The 21,546-nt window shown below is 57.9% G+C and carries 21 protein-coding genes; all 21 read left to right on the top strand.

What is annotated here, in order from left to right:
- Positions 1 to 98: 98 nt before the first annotated feature.
- Complete coding sequence (hslV, locus tag Q0915_RS18345; RefSeq protein ID WP_299476674.1) at positions 99 to 659, top strand: ATP-dependent protease subunit HslV; 561 nt, start codon at positions 99 to 101, stop codon at positions 657 to 659.
- A 6-nt stretch (positions 660 to 665) separates the two neighbouring features.
- Positions 666 to 1,184: a GNAT family N-acetyltransferase gene (locus Q0915_RS18340; RefSeq protein WP_299476670.1), complete on the top strand. Its 519-nt coding sequence runs from the start codon at positions 666 to 668 to the stop codon at positions 1,182 to 1,184.
- Positions 1,185 to 1,187: 3 nt separating this feature from the next.
- Positions 1,188 to 2,492, top strand: a complete 1,305-nt coding sequence (gene hslU, locus Q0915_RS18335) for an ATP-dependent protease ATPase subunit HslU (RefSeq protein ID WP_299476666.1) — start codon at positions 1,188 to 1,190, stop codon at positions 2,490 to 2,492.
- A 68-nt stretch (positions 2,493 to 2,560) separates the two neighbouring features.
- Positions 2,561 to 3,055, top strand: a complete 495-nt coding sequence (locus tag Q0915_RS18330; RefSeq protein ID WP_299477094.1) for a universal stress protein — start codon at positions 2,561 to 2,563, stop codon at positions 3,053 to 3,055.
- 186 nt (positions 3,056 to 3,241) lie between these two features.
- Positions 3,242 to 3,799 (top strand): NifU family protein, encoded by a 558-nt coding sequence (locus tag Q0915_RS18325; RefSeq protein WP_299476663.1) that lies wholly within the window; start codon positions 3,242 to 3,244, stop codon positions 3,797 to 3,799.
- 152 nt (positions 3,800 to 3,951) lie between these two features.
- On the top strand, positions 3,952 to 4,629 hold the full coding sequence (gene tsaB / locus Q0915_RS18320; protein ID WP_299477092.1) for a tRNA (adenosine(37)-N6)-threonylcarbamoyltransferase complex dimerization subunit type 1 TsaB: 678 nt from the start codon (positions 3,952 to 3,954) through the stop codon (positions 4,627 to 4,629).
- Positions 4,626 to 5,114, top strand: a complete 489-nt coding sequence (gene rimI / locus Q0915_RS18315) for a ribosomal protein S18-alanine N-acetyltransferase (RefSeq protein ID WP_299476659.1) — start codon at positions 4,626 to 4,628, stop codon at positions 5,112 to 5,114. Before tsaB ends, rimI begins: the two co-directional genes overlap by 4 nt.
- A gap of 45 nt (positions 5,115 to 5,159) precedes the next feature.
- The gene (locus tag Q0915_RS18310; RefSeq protein WP_299476656.1) at positions 5,160 to 5,609 is read left to right on the top strand and encodes a Fur family transcriptional regulator; all 450 of its coding nucleotides are present in this window, start codon (positions 5,160 to 5,162) and stop codon (positions 5,607 to 5,609) included.
- Positions 5,602 to 6,468 carry a lysophospholipid acyltransferase family protein gene (locus Q0915_RS18305; protein WP_299476653.1) on the top strand — a complete coding sequence of 289 codons (867 nt, stop codon included), beginning with the start codon at positions 5,602 to 5,604 and terminating at the stop codon, positions 6,466 to 6,468. Before Q0915_RS18310 ends, Q0915_RS18305 begins: the two co-directional genes overlap by 8 nt.
- A gap of 139 nt (positions 6,469 to 6,607) precedes the next feature.
- A complete protein-coding gene (gene miaB / locus Q0915_RS18300; protein ID WP_299476649.1) occupies positions 6,608 to 8,080 on the top strand; it encodes a tRNA (N6-isopentenyl adenosine(37)-C2)-methylthiotransferase MiaB in 1,473 nt (490 codons plus the stop codon).
- An 81-nt stretch (positions 8,081 to 8,161) separates the two neighbouring features.
- Complete coding sequence (locus Q0915_RS18295) at positions 8,162 to 9,223, top strand: PhoH family protein (protein WP_299476645.1); 1,062 nt, start codon at positions 8,162 to 8,164, stop codon at positions 9,221 to 9,223.
- Positions 9,224 to 9,238: 15 nt separating this feature from the next.
- Positions 9,239 to 9,754 carry an rRNA maturation RNase YbeY gene (ybeY, locus tag Q0915_RS18290; RefSeq protein WP_299476641.1) on the top strand — a complete coding sequence of 172 codons (516 nt, stop codon included), beginning with the start codon at positions 9,239 to 9,241 and terminating at the stop codon, positions 9,752 to 9,754.
- Between the two features lie 39 nt (positions 9,755 to 9,793).
- On the top strand, positions 9,794 to 11,026 hold the full coding sequence (locus tag Q0915_RS18285) for a hemolysin family protein (RefSeq protein ID WP_299476637.1): 1,233 nt from the start codon (positions 9,794 to 9,796) through the stop codon (positions 11,024 to 11,026).
- Positions 11,027 to 11,089: 63 nt separating this feature from the next.
- The gene (lnt, locus tag Q0915_RS18280; protein ID WP_299476634.1) at positions 11,090 to 12,706 is read left to right on the top strand and encodes an apolipoprotein N-acyltransferase; all 1,617 of its coding nucleotides are present in this window, start codon (positions 11,090 to 11,092) and stop codon (positions 12,704 to 12,706) included.
- A gap of 190 nt (positions 12,707 to 12,896) precedes the next feature.
- Entirely contained in the window at positions 12,897 to 13,304 is a 408-nt protein-coding gene (locus tag Q0915_RS18275) for a helix-turn-helix transcriptional regulator (RefSeq protein WP_299476631.1), read from the top strand.
- Positions 13,305 to 13,413: 109 nt separating this feature from the next.
- Positions 13,414 to 14,586 carry a methionine adenosyltransferase gene (metK, locus tag Q0915_RS18270; RefSeq protein WP_299476628.1) on the top strand — a complete coding sequence of 391 codons (1,173 nt, stop codon included), beginning with the start codon at positions 13,414 to 13,416 and terminating at the stop codon, positions 14,584 to 14,586.
- A gap of 91 nt (positions 14,587 to 14,677) precedes the next feature.
- Positions 14,678 to 15,364 (top strand): tRNA (guanine(46)-N(7))-methyltransferase TrmB, encoded by a 687-nt coding sequence (locus tag Q0915_RS18265; RefSeq protein WP_299477090.1) that lies wholly within the window; start codon positions 14,678 to 14,680, stop codon positions 15,362 to 15,364.
- Positions 15,365 to 15,650: 286 nt separating this feature from the next.
- Positions 15,651 to 16,244: a ribosome maturation factor RimP gene (rimP, locus tag Q0915_RS18260; RefSeq protein ID WP_299476625.1), complete on the top strand. Its 594-nt coding sequence runs from the start codon at positions 15,651 to 15,653 to the stop codon at positions 16,242 to 16,244.
- 72 nt (positions 16,245 to 16,316) lie between these two features.
- Positions 16,317 to 17,972, top strand: a complete 1,656-nt coding sequence (nusA, locus tag Q0915_RS18255) for a transcription termination factor NusA (RefSeq protein ID WP_299476622.1) — start codon at positions 16,317 to 16,319, stop codon at positions 17,970 to 17,972.
- 90 nt (positions 17,973 to 18,062) lie between these two features.
- A complete protein-coding gene (locus Q0915_RS18250) occupies positions 18,063 to 18,686 on the top strand; it encodes an RNA-binding protein (protein ID WP_299476619.1) in 624 nt (207 codons plus the stop codon).
- 41 nt (positions 18,687 to 18,727) lie between these two features.
- A complete protein-coding gene (gene infB / locus Q0915_RS18245; RefSeq protein WP_299476616.1) occupies positions 18,728 to 21,472 on the top strand; it encodes a translation initiation factor IF-2 in 2,745 nt (914 codons plus the stop codon).
- The last annotated feature ends 74 nt before the right edge of the window (positions 21,473 to 21,546 follow it).

Raw genomic sequence — 21,546 nt, 5'->3', positions numbered from 1 at the left:
GCCACAACAGACCGACGGCTTGGAAAAGACGGAAATGCCGCCTACATAGGGCGGCAGCATTAATGAAACCAGGCACACTACAAACCCAAGAGGAATGAATGAGCGAAACGCGCGAACCGGCCCAATGGCACGGGACGACGATCATGATGGTACGCAAGGGCGGAAAAGTTGTCATTGCCGGTGATGGCCAGGTCTCTCTGGGCCAAACCGTGATCAAACACTCGGCCCGCAAAGTGCGGCTGCTTGCCAAAGGCGAAGTCATCGCAGGTTTCGCTGGAGCGACCGCGGACGCGTTTACATTGTTTGAGCGGCTGGAAGCGAAGCTGGAGCAGTATCCGGGTCAGCTGATGCGCGCCTGCGTGGAGCTGGCCAAGGACTGGCGAACCGACCGTTATCTGCGACGCCTCGAGGCGATGATGCTCGTTGCGGACAAGAACGTGTCTCTCGTGCTCACCGGAACAGGCGATGTCCTTGAGCCCGAGGGTGGTGTCATGGGCATCGGATCAGGCGGCAACTATGCACTTGCCGCCGGCCGGGCCTTGGCAGAAACCGACTATGATGCGGAAACGGTCGCCCGAAAGGCGATGGCCGTCGCGGCTGAAATCTGCGTCTACACGAACGAGAGTGTCACAGTCGAATCGCTGGAAACTGTCGAATAGCCTGTCATGATAACGTTTCGCCCCCTCACACACGCAGACGTGCCGATGCTTTCCGATTGGATGGCAAGGCCGCATTGGCGCAAATGGTGGGGCGAACCGGACGAGGAAGTGCGCTATGTAGTCGACATGATCGAGGGACGCGACACCACGCTTCCCTACATCTTTCAGGTCGATGGAGTTGACAAGGGTTACATACAAGTCTGGTTCGTAAAGGACCAGCTGGGGACGGAGTTCGCCAAGGATTACCCCTGGCTCGACCTCCTGCCCGCCGATGCCGTTGGGGTGGACCTGTCGATTGCCGACCAGGAAGACCTGTCAAAGGGAATTGGAACCAGAGTTTTGCAGATGTTTGTCCGCAAATTGCGTCAGGAAGGCCATGACCGGATCATCATCGATCCGGACCCGGTTAACACGAGGGCGGTCAGGGCCTACCGCAACGCGGGGTTCCGGGAGATGCCGGAGCTCGCCGGAAAGACGGATGACAGTCTGCTTATGGAACACATGAATACAGAAGGTGTGTCTTAAGAAATGACCGATTTTTCACCGCGCGAGATCGTTTCCGAACTCGACCGCTATATCGTGGGCCAGAAGGACGCCAAACGGGCGGTCGCGATTGCCTTGCGCAACCGCTGGCGTCGTCAGCAGCTTCAGGGTCAGATGCGCGAAGAGGTTCTGCCGAAGAACATTCTCATGATTGGACCGACCGGTGTCGGCAAGACAGAAATCTCGCGCCGTCTTGCCAAGCTTGCGAACGCGCCCTTTTCCAAGGTCGAGGCAACAAAATTCACCGAAGTGGGCTATGTCGGCCGCGATGTGGAACAGATCGTCCGAGATCTGGTTGAGGCCGGGATCACGCTGGTCAGGGACAAAAAGCGTGACGAGGTGAAGGCGAAAGCGCATGTCCTCGCGGAAGAGCGTGTCCTGGACGCCCTTGTCGGCGCAAACGCGAGCCCTGCGACCCGAGAGAGTTTCCGCACGAAATTGCGCGATGGCGAAATGGACGACAAGGAAATCGAGGTCGAAGTGCGCGCGCAGGCGCAGATGCCGAGTTTCGACCTGCCGGGGATGCCGGGCGCTAGCGTCGGTGTGATGAATGTGTCGGACCTTCTCGGGAAAGCCTTCGGTGGCCAGACCAAGACCAAGCGCACGACTGTAAGCGAAAGCTACGCTCTTCTGATCAACGAAGAATCGGACAAGCTGCTCGATGAGGACAAGGTGGTCGAAGAGGCGATCACGCTCGTGGAGAATTCCGGTATCGTGTTTTTGGACGAGATTGACAAGATCTGTGCAAGAGAAGGCAGGGCAGGAGCCGATGTTTCCCGTGAAGGCGTTCAGCGCGACCTTCTGCCGCTGATCGAGGGGACGGTCGTTTCCACCAAACACGGCCCGGTCAAGACCGATCATATTCTTTTCATTGCCTCGGGTGCGTTTCACGTAGCCAAGCCCTCGGATCTCCTTCCGGAGCTGCAGGGCCGCCTGCCGATCAGGGTTGAACTCAGGGCGCTCAACAAGGATGACTTCCGGGCCATCCTGACAGAACCCGAAGCGAGCCTGATCAAGCAGTATGTGGCGCTCATGCAAACTGAAGAGGTCAATCTGGCCTTCACCGAAGATGCGATTGAGGAAATTGCCTCCGTGGCGGTTGATCTCAACGCATCTGTTGAAAACATCGGTGCCCGGCGTCTTCAGACCGTCATGGAACGCATTCTTGACGAGATCTCCTTCACCGCTCCCGATCGTTCAGGGGAAACCATTGAGATCACAGCGGATTTCGTGAATGAAAATATCGGCGACCTTGCCAAGAACGTCGATCTCTCGAAGTTCATTCTGTAAAATGAGAGCTGATGCAAGCGGCGATTTCGCCGCTTGCGATGCGCGCGCGGCGATGGCAGCATGCGCCTATGGTAGCTATTCGCAAAAGCAACGAAGAAGGCCACCGCCGGAAGTTTCTGGTCGTGGTTGATGAAACGCCCGAGAGTGACAGGGCAATCGTCTATGCGGCGAAGCGGGCTGCGCGCACTGGCGGCGTGGTCACGCTCGTGTTCGTGATCGCACCGGGAGACTTCCAGCATTGGCTGGGAGTTGAGGACATTATGCGCGCCGAAGCTCTTGAAGGGGCCGAGGCAACGCTTGCCAAGGCGGGCGAGCGCGTGAGGTCGGTCGCCAGAACCGAGCCGGAGACGGTTGTCCGTGAAGGTTCCAAGTCCGAAGAGATACTCGAACTGATCGAGGCCGATGCCGACATCGCGATCCTTGTGCTGGCCGCGAGCACCGGTTCAGAAGGGCCCGGGCCGCTTGTCTCCTCCATTGCCGGAAAATCCGCTGGTACGTTTCCGATTCCGGTCACGATCGTTCCTGGCAACCTCGATGACGATTCGATTGACGCGTTGGCCTAAAGCGAGTGAAAACTGGCTCAAATGTGCAGGATGCGCTTGATCTTGCGGTGTTAAAGACTATCTAGTTTTTAACTATTCCAAACTGCTTCAAGATGGGGTACAAAAACCCATCGGTGTTTTGCGATGATAGAGAGGCGCGGAACACTGGACCTCAGGACGCGTTGTTGAAACGCAAGGACGAAACACATGTTCATTCAGACCGAAGCAACACCCAATCCGGCCACGCTCAAGTTTTTGCCGGGCCGCGTTGTCTTGCCGGAAGGCACGTACGATTTCCGCACGCGCGCGGATGCCGGGGCGTCACCACTTGCCGAAAAGCTTTTCGACGTGCCGGGTGTCGCAGCAGTGTTCTTTGGCCACGACTTTGTAACCGTCACCAAGGACGAGACGGATTGGCAGCACATGAAGCCGGCAATTCTCGGCGTCATCATGGAACAATTCATGTCCGGGCAACCGGTCATGGCCGCCGGCCAGGTCGAAGACATCGAGGAAGGGGAATTCTTCGATGAAGGCACCGAGGAGACCGTCAACACAATCAAGGAACTCCTTGAAACACGTGTCCGTCCGGCTGTTGCACAGGATGGTGGCGACATCACGTTCAAGGGGTTCAAGGAAGGGATCGTTTATCTTTCCATGCGTGGTGCTTGTGCCGGATGTCCGTCTTCAACGGCAACTTTGCAGCACGGGATCCAGAATTTGCTCCGCCACTTCGTGCCGGAAGTTGAGGAAGTTCGACCGATCTGATCGGGTTTTCCGAGTGTTTTCAACGGTCCGGTTGCCACGCCGGGCCGTTTTTATTTCGCTACACCATTCTTTGTGGAACGCAAGCCCTCAATTGGACTTAGGCCCAAAGCTCGGCTCGACTCCGGACCGCGTCCAAGGTAGTGGCATTGAGTATGCGTGTACTTGCCATAGACACAGCCCTTTCCAATTGCGCTGCCGCCGTTCTCGACGACGGAAAAGACACCGCCTGTTTTGACTCAATCGGGGAGGAAATTGGCCGGGGTCATGCTGAAAGGCTGATGGACATGATCGGCGAAGTCATGGCCGAGACATCCACTGCATTTTCAGATCTGGACCGGGTGGCGGTCACGGTCGGCCCGGGTAGTTTTACCGGTCTGCGGGTCGGTCTTTCGGTTGCGCGCGGCTTCGGACTTGTTCTTGGTAAGCCCGTGGTCGGCATTACGACACTCGCGGCAATTGCCCGCTCCTCTGCGCCCAGGGATGCCGGCGGACCATTGCTTGTTGCACTGACAGGCAAGGGGGAGGAGGTCTATTGTCAAGAGTTTACGCCGTTTGGCGATACGATCGGCGATGCCGCCGTTCGCACTTTGTCGGATCTTGCAGCAACGACATCGAAGCGCATAAGGTTGGCGGGGTCGGCTGCGGACTCGGTCGCATCTTCGTTGGGTCTGCCGCTGGAACAGATCGTGTCCCGGTCGGCGTTTCCGGGAATTCGGGAAGTCGCCGAACTCGGGCTTCTTGCAGATCCGGTCATTTGTACGCCCTCGCCGCTCTACCTGCGGCCACCCGATGCGACACCGCAAACCAGGGGAAGGATTGAACGGCAATGAGTTTCTGGTGGTTCTGGACCCAGCCGCCGGTTGTGGAAGAGGCGCTGGACGAGGATCTGCCGAAGATTGCCGATATCCACGCCGCCTCGTTCGCAAACAAATGGAATACCGAAGACCTTGCGCGGATGAAAGCGCAGGAGGGAACGTCTATTCTGGTTGCCCGCCGAGCCAGCCCGTACGGAACGCGCGCACCGCTCGGTTTTTTGATCCTGCGAAGAGTGGCCGACGAAGCGGAAGTCATCACGGTCGCCGTGCATCCCAGACAACGCGGCCGCGGGATCGGCAAAAAGCTGATGGAAGCAGGTCTCTTCCGTCTTTACAGCGAACGATGCAGCCACCTGTTTCTGGAAGTTGACGCTGCCAACGAAGCCGCATTGCTTCTTTATCGGGGCCTGGGCTTCAAGGAAGTTGGCCAGCGAAAAGGTTATTACGGCAACAGCGAAGGCGACGGCACGGCGCTTGTCATGCGTATCGATCTTCGCTAATCGCTGTGTTACGAGAATTCCAGTCAACCAGCAGGTGGCGATGAAATGACGGACGAGCGGCAAACAACGCTGGCGGAAATGTGTGTTGCAAAGGGCATGCGCATGACCGAACAGCGCCGCATCATTGCAACGGTCATCGAAGAAGCGTCCGACGATCATCCAGACGTCGAAGAACTTTATCGCCGCTCGGTCGCAATCGACCCTGGAATTTCCATTTCCACTGTTTATCGCACTGTCAAGCTTTTCGAAGACGCCGGGATGATCGAACGCCACGACTTCAGGGACGGGCGGTCGCGCTATGAAACGGTGCCGGATGAACACCACGATCATCTGATCGATTTGCGCAGCGGCCGCGTGATCGAATTCCGCAGCGAGGAAATCGAGGCGTTGCAGGAGTTCATGGCCAAGAAGCTGGGTTACAAACTCGTTGATCACCGGCTGGAACTTTACGGCGTTCCGCTCTCGTCCTCGAAGGGTGAAAAGGGCGATGGCTGAAGTCAAGGCAGGATTCATTATCTTTGTTCTGACGCTTGTCTCGCTGGTTCTGATTCCCCTTCAATGGGTTTCCATCAGGCTGCGTCTCCCGGTTCAAAGACATCTTCCGCTGATCTGGCACAGGATTGCGTCGCGTCTTGTTGGCATCAAGGTGAAACAGGTTGGCGCTCCGGCCCTGGATCGACCCTTGCTCATCACCGCAAATCACGCATCCTGGGTCGACATTACCGTTCTCGGTTCTCTGATCCCGCTCTCTTTCATCGCGAAGTCCGAAGTGTCCGGCTGGCCGATATTCGGTTTGCTTGCAAAATTGCAACGAACGATTTTTGTGAACAGGACCAGGCGAACGGAAACTGGTCAGGTTGCCGATGAGATTGCCGAACGTATGGCTGCGGGCGACGCGATGGTTCTGTTCGCGGAGGGGACATCGAATGACGGCAACTGCGTTCTGCCTTTCCGCTCCGCCCTTCTGGGCGCGGCCACAAGAGCGCTCGGCGAAAACGGGGACACAAAGGTCTGGGTACAGCCGCTGTCTGTCGCCTATCAGGGTTTCTATGGTCTTCCCATGGGCAGGGCGCATCGTCCGCATGTCGCCTGGTACGGTGACATGGAGCTCCCCGGGCACTTGTGGGGTATTTTCACGCGCGGTGCATTGGACGTTATTGTGACTTGGGGCGAACCTGTCCTTGTCGACAAATCCACGGACCGAAAGGCGCTTACGCGGCAGCTTGAGAATGAAGTCAGATCCCTGACGGTCGCCTCTTTGCTTCAAAAGCCGGTCGAGCGGCCGGAATTAAGCGAAATCGAAGCGTCTGAGTTCTTCTCAAACGAGGAAAAACCCGTTAAAGCTGGCGCCTGAATTTGAGTGCCGTCATACGGTGAACCTGTTTGAGTGACCGGCGACAACGTTTTGTCCCGGTCGCGTGTTGGACCGACAGACCGCAAGGCACCATATCACCATGACATGCCGGCCGACCGAACAGGGCCATGAGGAGCGAATGACAAGCCGCCCGGAAGCAGATAACGAAACGACCCCATCCGCCGTTTCCGCAAGTGACTCCAGTTCAAACACTGCCAGCAACACGCGCAAGGTCTTTGTGCGCACCTATGGCTGTCAGATGAATGTCTATGACAGCGAGCGCATGACGGATGTTCTGGCACCCGAGGGGTTTGAGGCGACCCATGATCTGGAAGACGCCGATCTTGTTATTCTCAATACCTGCCATATCCGTGAAAAAGCCGCGGAAAAGGTCTATTCCGAACTGGGCCGTATCCGGAAAGTCAAGGAAGAGCGGGCGAAATCCGGCAAGGACATGATGGTCGGTGTCGCCGGCTGTGTCGCACAGGCCGAAGGCGAAGAGATTTCAAGGCGAGCGCCCATCGTCGACGTTGTCGTCGGCCCGCAAAGCTATCATCAGTTGCCAGACCTTCTGCAAAAGGCACGCGGCGGCAAGAAGGTGGTCGAAACCGAATTCGATATTGATGCGAAATTCGATCACCTCTCCGATCGTGCGCAAAAGCATGTGCTGAAACGTGCTCCCTCCGCGTTCCTGACGGTCCAGGAAGGATGCGACAAGTTCTGCACATTCTGTGTTGTGCCGTATACGCGCGGCGCAGAAGTGTCGCGATCTGTGGAACAGATTGTCACCGAAGCAGAGCGTATGGCAGCTTCCGGCGTGCGTGAGGTGACGTTGCTGGGGCAAAACGTCAACGCATATCACGGAGAGGCACCCGACGGTTCGACGTGGGGCCTGGGCCGTTTGCTGCGCCGTTTGTCGGAGATCGGCGGACTTGACCGGCTGCGTTACACCACAAGCCACCCGCGCGATATGGATGACGATCTGATCGAGGCCCATCGCGACCTCAAGAGCCTCATGCCCTATCTGCATCTTCCGGTGCAGTCCGGATCCGACAAGATCCTGAAATCCATGAACCGGCGTCACACGCGCGAGGAGTATTTCAGGCTGATCGACCGGATCCGTGCAGCTGCACCCGACATTGCCCTTTCAGGCGATTTCATCGTCGGGTTTCCGGGCGAGACGGATCAGGACTTTGAAGACACCATGGATCTGATCCGGCGTGTCGAATACGGGTCTGCGTTCTCGTTCAAATACAGCCAGCGTCCGGGAACCCCAGGTGCCACGATGGAAGATCAGGTGCCCGAAGACGTGAAGTCGGCCCGCCTTGCAGAGCTACAGGCGCTGGTGAGCGAACAGCAGAAAGCTTTCAACGCGTCCCGATTGGGAATGATCTGCGACGTGTTATTGGAAAAGAAGGGCCGCAATCCCGGCCAGCTCGTTGGAAAGTCACCCTGGCTCCAGCCCGTCCAGCTGGATGCGCCCGACGACCTGATCGGCTCGATACAAGCGGTGGAAATCGTTGAGATCGGATCTAATTCGCTGTTCGGGCAACTTATTGACAGGCAAGATACCACCCAGAAAGCCCGGCCGGTCCCGGCCACGGTGGTCTAAAGGAGACGTCTTTTGACGCGCGACAGTTCTTCTTCACGCAAGCAATCAGATCAATCATCACCTGCCGGTTCGGCATCCGACATGACTCATATCGTTCTTGCATTTGAAGACAATCGGCTGATTGGCGATCTTTTTGGCCAATTCGACCAGAACCTGGCGCTGATCGAGCAGCGGCTCGGGATCGACGCGATTGCCCGTGGCAACCAGGTCACCCTTAAGGGCTCTCGGGCCGGGTGCGCCCAGGCACGCACAGCGCTTGAAGCACTCTATCAGCGTCTTCTTCAAGGCCAGGAAGTTCATCCCGGCGACGTCGACGGGGCTCTTCGCATGGCCGCAGCGGCCGATGCACAACTGCCGCTGCCGACACTGGAGCCGAAATCAAGGTTGGCCTTTGCCCAGATTGCCACGCGGCGCAAGACCATTGTTGCGCGCACGCCGACCCAGGATGCCTATATCAGGTCCATGGACAGGGCCGATCTGATTTTCGGAACGGGGCCCGCCGGCACCGGCAAGACCTTTCTCGCCGTGGCCTACGCGGCCGCCTTGCTGGAGCGCGGTGACGTCGCGCGCCTCATCCTGTCGCGCCCGGCTGTAGAGGCCGGCGAACGACTGGGGTTTTTGCCCGGCGAGATGAAAGACAAGGTGGATCCTTATCTGCGCCCGATCTACGACGCGCTATACGAGATGATGCCGGCCGAAAAGGTCGACAGGGGACTGCAGTCAGGGATGATCGAGGTCGCACCGCTCGCGTTCATGCGCGGCAGGACATTGTCAAACGCGGTTGTTCTTCTCGATGAGGCCCAAAACACGACCTCGATGCAGATGAAAATGTTTCTCACCAGGCTTGGTGAAGGGTCAAAGATGATCGTCACCGGCGACCCCAGCCAGATCGATCTTCCGGCAGGGCAGAAATCCGGATTGCGCGAAGCTCTCGGCTTGTTGACGGACATTCCGGCTGTGTCACACATCCGCTTTAACGAAACCGACGTCGTGCGTCATGAACTTGTCGGCAGGATCGTGACCGCTTACGACAACGCGGGACGCGAGGAATCCGAAGCCCGTGAGCGCCGTTACAACGAGCGCCGACGTGAAGCTGAAAATGATGAAACACCGCCCCGGTCGCGCAAAGCTGCGGCATCCTGAGGGTTCAGTGCCGATATGACCGACGCATTGCCAGAGGGAGTTGCCGTCGATCTGACGATTGAGGCGGGACGGTGGCCGTCTGAAGATGAATTGCGCGAGGTCGTTCTGCGCGCAATTCACGCCTGCTTTGCAAAAGCAGACCTCAAGGTTCTGGATAATTCGGAAATCTCGCTTCTGTTCACCGACGATGAAGCGATCCGCAAATTGAACGGCGAGTGGCGCGACAAGGACAAACCGACAAATGTTCTGTCTTTTCCGGGCAGTGACCCGAATGACGAAACCTACGGCCCTTTGCTGGGCGACATCGTGTTTGCCTGCGAGACCATTTCGCGGGAAGCACAGGAATTAGGAGTTGATTTCTCGGACCATCTTTCCCATCTGACGGTTCATGGTTTGCTTCACCTTTTCGACTATGATCATCAGGAGCGAGAGGAAGCCGAGCTGATGGAAAGTCTTGAAAAGGCGGTCCTGGCGTCAATTGACATCGATGACCCTTACGCCGACAGTGCCCTTGTGGCCGATGGCGGTTAAGTGGCATCATGAGGCACAATGTTCTTGTATTGATAGATGATGAGCGCAGTTGAAACGCAAAGTCCGGCGGGAGAGCGGAAGCCCGCAAGTTCCGGACAGTCTCCGGAAGGAGAAGACCCGCAACAGATAAAGCCGCAGCGGACTGCGGCCTTTCTCGACAATCTCAAACGCATCCTGCGCTTGGGGCGCCAGTCTTCGAGCCTGCGTGAAAATCTGGAAGACGAGCTTGCCCGGGAAGTGAGCGATGACGCTGCGTTTTCGCCGGAAGAGCGTTTGTTGCTCGGAAACATTCTTCGGCTGCGTGAATTGCGCGTCGACGATGTCATGATCCCGCGCGCTGACATCGACGCGGTCGACCTTGACACGAGTCTCAGCCGGCTCATGGAGCTTTTCCAAAAAAGCGGTCATTCCCGTATGCCGGTCTATGAAGACACGCTGGATGATCCGCGCGGCATGGTCCACATCAAGGATTTGATGGCGTTTATCGCGGAGCGGGGTGCTCGGCGCCGCGTTGCAACTGCTGTGGAAAATGGCGTTGACGAAGGGTCAGGTAACGACCAGCCGGACAACGGTTCGGCGCGCAAAGGTCATAATTTACCGGACCTGGATCTGTCCTGTGTCGATCTGTCGGTCACGCTGAAGGATACGGATCTTTTGCGGAACCTGTTGTTTGTTCCGCCCTCCATGCCCGCAACCGATCTCATGGCGAAAATGCAGGCCGGCCGAATTCAGATGGCGCTCGTGATAGATGAGTATGGCGGCACTGACGGGCTTGTCTCCCTGGAAGATCTGGTCGAGGAAGTCGTTGGTGACATTGAAGACGAGCATGATGAGGATGAAGAGGCAATGCTCGTGTCGGCCGGCGATGGCGTATGGATCGCTGATCCGCGGCTGCCGCTGGAAGATCTGGACGGGGCGCTAGGAACGCGGCTGACGGATGGCGAGATTTCGGAGGACGTCGATACGCTGGGCGGCCTTCTTTATGTCTCGATCGGCCGCGTGCCGGTTCGCGGAGAGCTTTTGTTTGTTCCAGGTGAAGTCCCCGGATTTGAATTTGAAGTCATGGATGCCGATCCGCGGCGGATCAAACGCCTCAAAATCCGCAGAAGGCGCGCTGAGCCGCGCGCTCAGGATCTCAGGCGGCGACAGAAGAAGCCCGGTGCGAATACGCAAGACAGCCCGTCAGAACAGCGTACCGATACAAGCGGCGAGGAGTCTGCCGCACCGCAGGACAGCGATATACGCAGTGAATTGGGCGAGCGTTCGGGATAATTGCCCTTGACCGGCCCGCGATGAGCCGACAACTCTCCAAGGCTAGCTTGGGGGGCGGTTTTCATGCATTGGCTATCACAAAGACTTTCGGTCCTGCCAAACACCTTCCTGCTGGCTTGGGGTTGGCAGCGGCGATTTCTCTGTGTGGTTTGCGGGGCCTTGACCGCACTGGCAATGCCGCCTTACGCGTTCCTGCCGATCTTTCTGATCACGTTCCCCGCACTCGTCTGGACTTTGGACGGAGCACTTGAGCCGGGTACAGGCAAGTCTTGGGCAAATGCGCGCGCGGGGTTCTTTCTCGGCTGGCTCTTCGGTTTCGGGTACTTTCTCGCAGGTCTTTGGTGGATCGGTTCGGCTTTTCTCGTGGAGGCGGAGCGGTTTGCCTGGCTGATGCCTTTCGCGGTCCTGGCCATGCCCGCCGGTCTGGCGCTGTTTTCGGGCGTTGGTGTTGCAATTGCTGCGTTACTCTGGAGCGACCGTTTCCGCCGGGTCCTGTTGCTCGCGGCCTGTCTCACGCTATCCGACTGGTTGCGGGGCCATGTTCTGACCGGCTTTCCGTGGAATGCCTTCGGGTACGGTGTTTCCGACTATCTGCCCCTTGCGCAACCTGCGAGCCTGGTAGGAATTTACGGTTTGTCGTTTCTTGTCGTTGCTATCGGCGCGGCGCCGGCCGTTCTGGCTGACGTCAAACCGATCGGCGCGCGATTGAGGGCTTTGGCGATCGCCGTCACGGCATTGGGCGTTATTGCGGTGTACGGTTCGGTGCGGATCTGGACCGTCGAAACCGAGAATACCGATCTTGACATACGAATAATTCAGCCTGCCATCGATCAAAAAGACAAATGGCGCCCCGAACTCAAGGATGAAATCTTCCAGACTTATCTGGACATGACCGAACGCCCGCTTGGCGGCGACGCCCGCGTCGGAGCGCCCAGACTTGTGGTGTGGCCCGAATCGGCGCTGCCCTTTCTGCTGACGCAGGAACCGGGGGCCTTGTTTCGGATTGGGAACGTGCTTGGCGCGAATACGGAACTTGTCACCGGAGCGGTGCGTGCCGAAAACTCACCCTCCGGTCCAGCGTATTTCAACAGCGTCTTTGTCGTTGCGGGTAATGGCACGATAAAAGGATTTTACGACAAGGTCCGGCTGGTGCCATTCGGCGAGTACGTGCCGCTGAGGGACTTGCTTGAAAGACTGGGAGTTTCAAATCTCGCCGGTCCCTTGGAAGGTTTCGAAGCAGGGTATCAGCAACGTGTTTTGACAACCTCCGAGCGGTACCCGTTTCTACCCCTGATTTGCTACGAGGCCATTTTCCCCGCCGCAATCGCTTCTGCTGCAGGAGAGAGTTCGTTTCTGCTCAATGTGACCAACGACGCATGGTTCGGACGCACACCCGGACCGTATCAGCATTTTGCTCAGGCGCGCATGCGCGCTATCGAGACCGGTCTTCCGCTGGTCAGGGCGGCCAATACCGGGATATCGGCTGTCGTGGATGGACGCGGAGCTGTCGTTGAGGAATTGGTAATTTTTGAGCGCGGTGTGCTCGATGCCAAGCTTCCACAGAGGTTAGGCAGAACTTTCTACGGGATTTTTGGCGATCTTCCCGTGTTGTTTATTTCAATAGTGCTTGTTGTATTTGCGGGTCTATCGAAATACAACCGCTACTCGCGTAAAAATTGATATTTTTTGTTTGAGTTGAGTGATTAAAGTGTGATACAACCGTGAAATAGCCGATTGAAGGTTGATTCATGTACAAGTGAGGGGTTGCGGGCTTGCTTCAATCTCCAAGGTCTCGTGGGAGGACTAAGGGGAACTTGTACAATCGAAAACGAGCGGACATTCGCCGCAAGAAAAAGAAAGAGCGACGTACATGCCCAGTAAGAAGTCTCCAAACCCGATAGACATACATGTAGGTAGCCGAGTTCGCCTGAGGCGGATGATGCTCGGTATGAGCCAGGAAAAACTGGGTGAAAGCCTTGGCATCACCTTCCAGCAGATTCAAAAATACGAAAAGGGCACCAACCGTATCGGTGCCAGCCGCCTGCAGCACATTGCGACCATTCTGAAGGTTCCGGTTTCATTCTTTTTCGAGGACGCTCCGGGTACGCCGGAGGAAGCTGAAGGGTTTGGAGAAACCCAGCCGACCTCTTATGTCGTCGATTTCCTGTCATCTTCTGAAGGGTTGTCTTTGAACAAGGCCTTTGTGCGGATCGAGGATCCGAAGGTACGTCGCCGCATTGTAGATCTTGTGCGTTCGCTGGCAGGTGACGACCGATAATTTTTCATATTGCGCTTGACGCGGCGAAAAACATCTAAGATTGATGCACCTGAAGCGGCAATGTCATTTGCCGCTTCAGTTATATTCATTCCCAGAAGGACGATCGCCAATGGCACGTCAGAATTATCTATTCACGTCCGAGTCTGTTTCTGAAGGGCACCCGGACAAAGTCTGCGACCGCATTTCCGATGCAGTTGTCGACGCTTATCTCAAAGAAATGCCCGAAGCGCGTGTTGCCTGTGAAACCCTGGCAACGACAAATCGAATCGTCATTGCAGGCGAAACGCGTGGACCGGCGAGCATCACCAACGAATACATCGCCCATCTTGCGCGCATGGCCGTCAAGGATATCGGCTACGAGCAGGATGGTTTCCACTGGGAAAATTGCGACGTAGCGGTTCATCTGCACGCACAGTCCGCGCACATTGCGCAGGGTGTGGACGCTGGCGGCAACAAGGACGAGGGCGCTGGCGATCAGGGCATCATGTTCGGTTATGCATGCCGTGAAACCGAAGAGTTGATGCCGGCCCCGATCCTGTATTCTCACAGGATTCTCCAGATTTTGGCTGAAGCGCGCAAGTCCGGCAAGGAGCCGGTTCTCGGCCCGGATGCGAAAAGCCAGGTAACGGTCCGCTACGAAAACGGCAAGCCTGTCGCAGCGACTTCAATCGTGCTGTCGACGCAGCACCTTGATCCGGCGCTGACGTCCGAAGACGTTCGCAGGATTGTCGAGCCCTACATCCGCACGGCGCTCCCGGACGGGTGGATCAGCGGTGAAACCGCATGGCACGTGAACCCGACGGGTGCATTTGTGATCGGCGGTCCTGATGGCGATGCCGGCCTCACCGGACGCAAGATCATCGTCGATACCTATGGCGGCGCGGCACCACATGGCGGCGGCGCTTTCTCCGGTAAAGACCCGACCAAGGTCGACCGCTCTGCTGCCTACGCAGCCAGGTATCTTGCAAAGAACGTTGTGGCGGCAGATCTGGCGGACCGGTGCACGATCCAGCTGTCTTACGCAATCGGTGTTTCCGAACCTCTCTCGGTCTACGTCGACCTGCACCAGAGCGGACGCTGCGACGAAGCAAAGCTGGAAGCAACACTTCGTGAGGTCATGGGTCTGAGTCCGCGTGGTATTCGCGAGCACCTGAAGCTCAACAACCCCATCTACGAGCGCACCGCTGCATATGGCCACTTCGGCCGTCAGCCGGACGCCGATGGCGGCTTCAGCTGGGAAAAGACCGATCTCGTCGACGCGCTGCGTCCGCTTGCTGGATAAATCTGTTCAAAGCGAACAGAACCCGGGAACATGGAGTGGATCGCCGGTAATGCGCCGGCGGTCTGCTTGATTAAGACTTTACTTGTTCAAGATGACAGACCGTTACGAAGGTTCGTTTTTTGGCCGCCGCAAGGGCAAGCCATTGAGTCCGCGCCGAGAAGCGTTGATGGAAAAGGAGCTGCCGCGTCTGGCGCTCGACCTGAATGCAGCCGCCCCCTCCGATGTGAAAGACCTATTTGACGCTGACGTGCACACTGTCTGTCTGGAAGTCGGCTTTGGTGGAGGCGAGCATCTGCTGCACAGGGCCCGCACAAGTCCGGAAACCGGCTTCATCGGAATTGAACCTTTTGTTGGCAGCATGGCCAAGGCACTCGCCGCGGTCGTCGACGAAGGTCTGCGGAATGTCAGGTTATATGAGGATGACGCGGTAAATGTGCTGGACTGGCTTCCGGACGCGTCTCTCGATATTGCCTATCAGCTTTACCCTGATCCCTGGCCAAAGAAGCGGCACTGGAAACGGCGCTTTATCAATCGGCAGAATCTGGATCGCTATGCGCGCGTTTTGCGACCGGGCAGTGAACTCAGGTTCGCGAGCGACATTGATACCTATGTGGACTGGACGCTGCGGCATTTGCGCGATCACGAGGCATTCCAATGGAGTGCCGAAAGAGCGCGCGACTGGAAGGAGCCGTGGCAGGGGTGGCCCGGGACACGATATGAAGCCAAGGCAATTCGCGAAGGCCGAATTGGGCGGTATCTGACTTTCCGGCGCATCTGACCGGTCTCTGCATCGCCGGCAATCATGCGCTGCCGATATTTGATCAAGTTCTTTTTGGGATTCGGTTCGGGAGACTTGCTTTCCGGCAGGCTTTGGCGTTATACAGCCGGTGTTTCACCTCAAACGGCTTAATCAGAGCACTTTGAGAGTGGGCCCGCCGGGGACCCGCTCTTTTTTGCTTAAGTACAGGCCGGAAGCAACGAACGAAGCAGGATAGCCTCATGTAGACCGACAATCGGGCGCATCTGATGCTTATGACCGGAAACGGTTTTGACAGGAGCCAAGTGTGAGCGCACACGAACCAAGAATTGTTACGGAGCAGGGCCTTGACGCCCGTGTTGCCGCGATTGTTGAGCCGGTGATCGAAGATCTCGGCTATCGTCTTGTGCGCACCAAGATCAGCGCGGCCAATGGCTGCACATTGCAGATCATGGCTGAGCGTCCGGACGGCACGATGACGGTGGAGGATTGCGAGACGATCAGCCGGGCTGTTTCTCCGGCACTGGACGTCGAGGACCCGATCAACCGGGCCTATCACCTGGAAGTTTCTTCCCCCGGTATTGACCGCCCACTTGTACGCCCCGGTGACTTCGATCGCTGGGCCGGCCACGAGCTGAAGGTCGAAATGGAGGTCATGCTGGACGGCCGCAAACGGTTTCGCGGTACGCTGCTTGGAGCGCAGGACGGTGCGGCGCAGATGCGCGTGCCGGATGCGCGCGAGGGTGAGAACGATACCGTCTTGCTGCCGCTTGAAAATATCGGTGAAGCCAAGCTCGTACTGACAGACGATTTGATTACCGCGGCTCTTCAGGCGGAAAAGGCTGCACTCGCAGCCCGTGGCCAGGAAGATGACCTGACACAGGACAACACGCCCAACTGAGCATCCGGCTCGGGGCCAAGACAAACGCGCCACAACGACCAAGGCATGAAGCTGGCGCAAGAGGAGTGGAATATGGCAATCAGCGCGAATCGGCTGGAACTGCTGCAAATTGCTGACGCGGTCGCCCGGGAAAAGTCGATCGACCGGATGATCGTGATCAATGCAATGGAAGACGCGATCCAGAAGGCGGCCCGTTCCCGATACGGCACCGAAACCGAAGTGCGCGCTGAAATCAATCCAAAGACCGGCGAGATCCGTTTACAACGCCTCCTGCAGGTGGTCGAAACCGTTGAAAACGTCTCCACGGAGATCTCGCTTGGCGATGCGACGGCTCGCAATCCTGAAGCAAGCCTCGGTGACTTTATCGCCGAGCCGCTGCCGCCGCTCGATTTTGGACGTATCGCGGCCCAGTCTGCAAAGCAGGTCATCGTCCAGAAGGTGCGCGAAGCTGAACGCGACCGGCAATACGATGAGTTCAAGGATCGTGTCGGCGATGTCATCAACGGAGTCGTCAAGCGTGCCGAATACGGCAATGTCATCGTCGATCTCGGACGCGGTGAAGGCATTGTACGCAGGGACGAACTGATCCCTCGCGAAATCTTCCGGACGGGCGACCGCATTCGCGCATTCATTTACGATGTGCGCCGCGAACAGCGTGGGCCGCAGATCTTCCTGTCACGGACCCATCCGCAGTTCATGGCAAAGCTTTTTGCGCAGGAAGTACCTGAAATCTATGATGGTGTGATCGAAATCAAGTCCGTTGCCCGTGACCCGGGCTCACGCGCGAAGATCGCGGTGATTTCCAAGGACACGTCCATCGATCCGGTCGGCGCCTGCGTAGGGATGCGCGGCAGCCGCGTTCAGGCTGTTGTCGGCGAACTGCAGGGCGAGAAGATCGACATCATTCCGTGGAACGAGGAGCCTGCAACATTTATCGTCAACGCGTTGCAGCCTGCCGAAGTTGCAAAAGTCGTTCTTGATGAAGATGCGGAACGTATTGAAGTTGTCGTTCCAGATGACCAATTGTCTCTTGCGATCGGTCGGCGCGGCCAGAACGTTCGCCTCGCTTCTCAGCTGACCGGCTGGGCGATCGACATCATGACCGAACAGGAAGAATCGGATCGTCGCCAGAAGGAATTCCTGGAACGCTCACAGCTGTTCATGGAAGCTCTCAACGTCGACGAGATGGTGGGTCAGCTGCTTGCGACCGAAGGCTTTACCTCCGTGGAGGAAGTCGCCTATGTGGAGATTGAGGAAATCTCCATGATCGAAGGCTTCGACGACGATACCGCTGTTGAGATTCAGGCGCGTGCCCGCGACTATCTCGGCGAACTGGAAGCCAAGCTCGATGAAGAACGCATCGCGCTCGGAGTTTCGGACGATCTTCGCGCGATCGACGGACTGACCACGGCGATGCTCGTCGCTCTTGGTCAGGACGACATCAAGACAATGGAAGACCTTGCAGGGTGCGCAGCGGACGACCTTGTCGGCTGGACGGAGCGCAAGGACGGAGAAACCAAGCGGTTTGAAGGCACTTTGTCTGCTTTCGACTTGTCCCGTGCGGACGCGGAAAACGTTGTCATGGCGGCACGTCTTGCCGCTGGCTGGGTCACGGAAGAAGAATTGGCCGCGCAGGCGGCTGAGGTAGAGGAAATCGAGGAAGACGTTGTCGACGTCTTGGAAACGGCTGAAGAAGAAGCACCGGCGGGTGCCATTTTGAATGGATGAATGAGGTGAAGGCCTCAGGCTTGGAAGTGAATTGATCGTTTGACCGCCGACGGACCGGATTGAGTCCGACTGGTCCGAAGGAGTAACGGCGTGCCAAGGAAGAATGAACCAACCGAACGGCAATGCGCCGTGACGCGGGAGGTTCACCCGATCGATTTGCTGATCCGGTTCGTGCTCGATCCCGAGGGCGAGGTGGTTCCGGACCTGAAACGCGTGCTTCCGGGGCGCGGCGTTTGGGTAACGGCAACGAGAGAAAGTGTCGTTGCAGCAGAAAAGAACCGGAAGAAGGTGTTTGGCCGGGGGTTCAAATGTGAAGCCCGGGCAGAACCGGGACTGGCAGATCGCGTCGATGCGCTCCTTGAACGGGCAGCGCTTCAGGCGCTTTCCCTGACGCGCAAGGCCGGTGAACTCGTCACTGGTTACGCAAAAGTAGACGCAGCCTTGCGGCGGGACGCCGTTGCGGGACTGATCCACGCCTCGGATGCGGCCGAGGATGGGATACGAAAACTGGCGGCTGTGGTCGCCGCAAGAGAAGAACTGGCAAACGGGTGTCAAATCGTCCGTTTGTTCAATTCGACCCAAATGGATTTGGCATTGGGCCGGTCAAATGTGATACATGCTGCACTGCTTGCAGGGCAGGCGAGCGAAAACTTTCTTGCACGAGTGCGTGACATTGAACGATTTCGCGGTTATTCCGCAGCAAGTGACGAATAGAGCAACGCATAGCAGGGCGGTTGCGCAGGACTGAAGGCAATATGAGCGATACGAAAAATCCAGGCGACAAGACAATCAGCGTTGAGCGTGGCAAGACGCTCGGCCTCAAGCGGGGCGGCGGCGATCAGGGGACTGTTCGCCAGTCCTTTTCGCATGGCCGGTCGAAGGCCGTCGTCGTGGAAAAGAAGAAGCGCCGTGTTGTAATTCCGGGCCAGGAACCGAAACCGGAAGCGCCGGCGCCGACGACGCAGCGTCTCGACAAACCGGCTGAAGCGCCGCGCAAGCCGCAACAGCCCGACCCGCAGGCCGCCAAGCAGGCGCGCCGCGCCGCTTCTGGTCAGCGTCAGAAAGGCAACGGCAACGTGCTTCGCACCCTGACCAAGGAAGAAGCGGCTGCACGCGCGGCTGCACTTCAGATGGCCAAGGAAAGGGAAGTCGAAGAGCGTAAGCGCCGCGCTGAAGATGAGAAGCGCCTCGCAGCGGAAGCCGCGTTGCGCAAGGCGGAAGAAGAAGAACGCGCCAAGGTCGAAGCCGAAGAGCGCGCCAAGCGTGAAGCGGAAGAAGCACTGCAGGCTGCTGAAACTGCCAAGGTGGAAGAAAGCTCCGCGGCAGCGCCGACACAGCCGGCAGCCGAACAGGCTGCAGTGGAAGAAGCGCCTCAGGCGGCAAGAGCCGATGCTGCCAGGGCACCTGCGCGCAGGCCGGCACCGTCCAACGGCAACAAGCCGCGTAGCCTGGACGACATGGGCAAGCGTAACGCACCGGCTCCGGCACGACCGAAACCGGACGCGCAGCCAGCTGCCGAAGACGATCGTGCCAACAAAGGGCTCCGCGCCGTCAAGCGTCCGAAACAGGCTCCGGCGCCCACGACCCGACCAAGGGGCGGTGAAGACCGCAGGCGGTCGAAGCTCACAATTTCTGCTGCGACAGGCGGAGATGACGGGCAACGTGCGCGCTCACTTGCTTCGATGCGCCGCCGTCAGGAAAAAGCCAAGCGGGGCCAGCAGCAGGTTGTGCGTGAGAAGATCTCTCGCGAAGTCACGCTTCCTGAAGCGATCACGATCCAGGAACTCGCCAACCGTATGGCGGAGCGCGCTGTTGATGTGATCAAGCTGCTCATGAAGCAGGGCCAGATGCTCAAGATCAACGACGTCATCGATGCCGACACGGCAGAGCTGATCGCCGAGGAAATGGGACACACGGTGAAGCGTGTCTCCGAGGCGGACGTTGAAGAAGGCCTCTTCACCAAGGAAGACGACGCAGAAACACTGCAAGCGCGTCCTCCGGTGGTGACGATCATGGGTCACGTCGATCACGGCAAGACCTCTCTTCTCGACGCGATCCGTAAATCCAAGGTGGTCTCGGGAGAAGCAGGCGGCATCACGCAGCACATCGGCGCTTATCAGGTCGATCAGGATGGTCAGAAGATCACCTTCATCGATACGCCTGGCCACGCGGCATTCTCGCAAATGCGTGCCCGCGGCGCCAAGTCGACCGATATCGTCATTCTGGTTGTGGCCGCCGACGATGGCGTCATGCCCCAGACCAAGGAAGCGATCGCGCACGCAAAGGCCGCCGAGGCTCCGATTATTGTTGCAATCAACAAGATCGACAAACCCGGTGCTGACCCGAACCGTGTGCGCACGGAACTGCTCAGCGAGGAACTCGTTACCGAATCCATGGGCGGTGATATCATCGACGTGGAAGTCTCGGCCCTGAATGGCACCAATCTCGACAAGCTGCTGGAAATGATCCTGCTGCAGGCCGAGGTTCTGGAGTTGCAGGCCAATCCCGAACGGACCGCTGAAGGCATCGTCATCGAAGCGCAGCTGGATCGTGGCCGCGGACCCGTGGCGACCGTTCTGGTTCAAAAGGGTACGCTTAAGCCGGGTGATATTCTCGTCGCCGGTTCCGAGTGGGGCCGTGTCCGCGCCATGCTCGATGAGAATGGCAAGCAGGTCAAGGAAGCCGGTCCGGCAAAGCCCGTTGAAGTGCTTGGCTTCCAGGGAACGCCGGCCGCCGGTGATCTTGTCGCGGTCGTGGAAAACGAAGCCCGTGCGCGCGAAATCACGGACTATCGTCAGCGCCAGATCCGCGAAAAAGCTTCGGTAGTTGCATCCGGCGCCCGCGGTTCGCTCGAGCAGATGATGAACCGTCTGCAGGAATCCGGCCGCAAGGAGTTCCCGTTGGTGCTGAAGGCGGATGTGCAGGGATCGGCAGAAGCGATCGCACATGCGCTGAACGAGCTGGGAACCGATGAGGTCGGAGCCCGGATCCTTTTGTCGGGCGTCGGCGGCATCACCGAAAGCGACATAACGCTTGCGGCTGCGTCCAATGCACCGATCCTCGGATTTAACGTGCGCGCCAACAAGCAGGCCCGTGAAGCTGCTTCCCGCGACGGTATCGAGATCCGTTACTACAACGTGATCTACGATCTCGTCGACGACATCAAGTCTGCCATGTCCGGACTGTTGTCGCCGGAGCGGCGCGAAACCTTCCTCGGCAATGCGGAGATCAAGGAGATCTTCCACATTTCGAAGGTCGGCAAGGTCGCAGGCTGTCTTGTCACCGAGGGGATCGTGGAACGCGGCGCGAACGTGCGCCTCATCCGCGACGACGTGGTCATCCACGAAGGCGAACTTGGCACGCTCAAGCGCTTCAAGGACGAGGTCAAGACCGTCGAATCCGGACAGGAGTGCGGCATGAACTTCGTGAAGTATCAGGATATGCGTCCGGGCGACATCATCGAATGTTTCCGGGTTGAGCAGATCGCAAGATCGCTCTAACCGCCGGATCAGACACAATGGCGAATGCGCCGGCGGGGTTCAATGGGATCGCGCCGGCGCCGTCTGTTTCAGGG

Origin of the sequence: uncultured Roseibium sp., from assembly GCF_947494555.1 — a bacterium.
Lineage (GTDB): Bacteria > Pseudomonadota > Alphaproteobacteria > Rhizobiales > Stappiaceae > Roseibium.
Note: the sequence above shows the minus strand (reverse complement) of the source record. Positions and strands in the feature narration are given on the sequence as shown.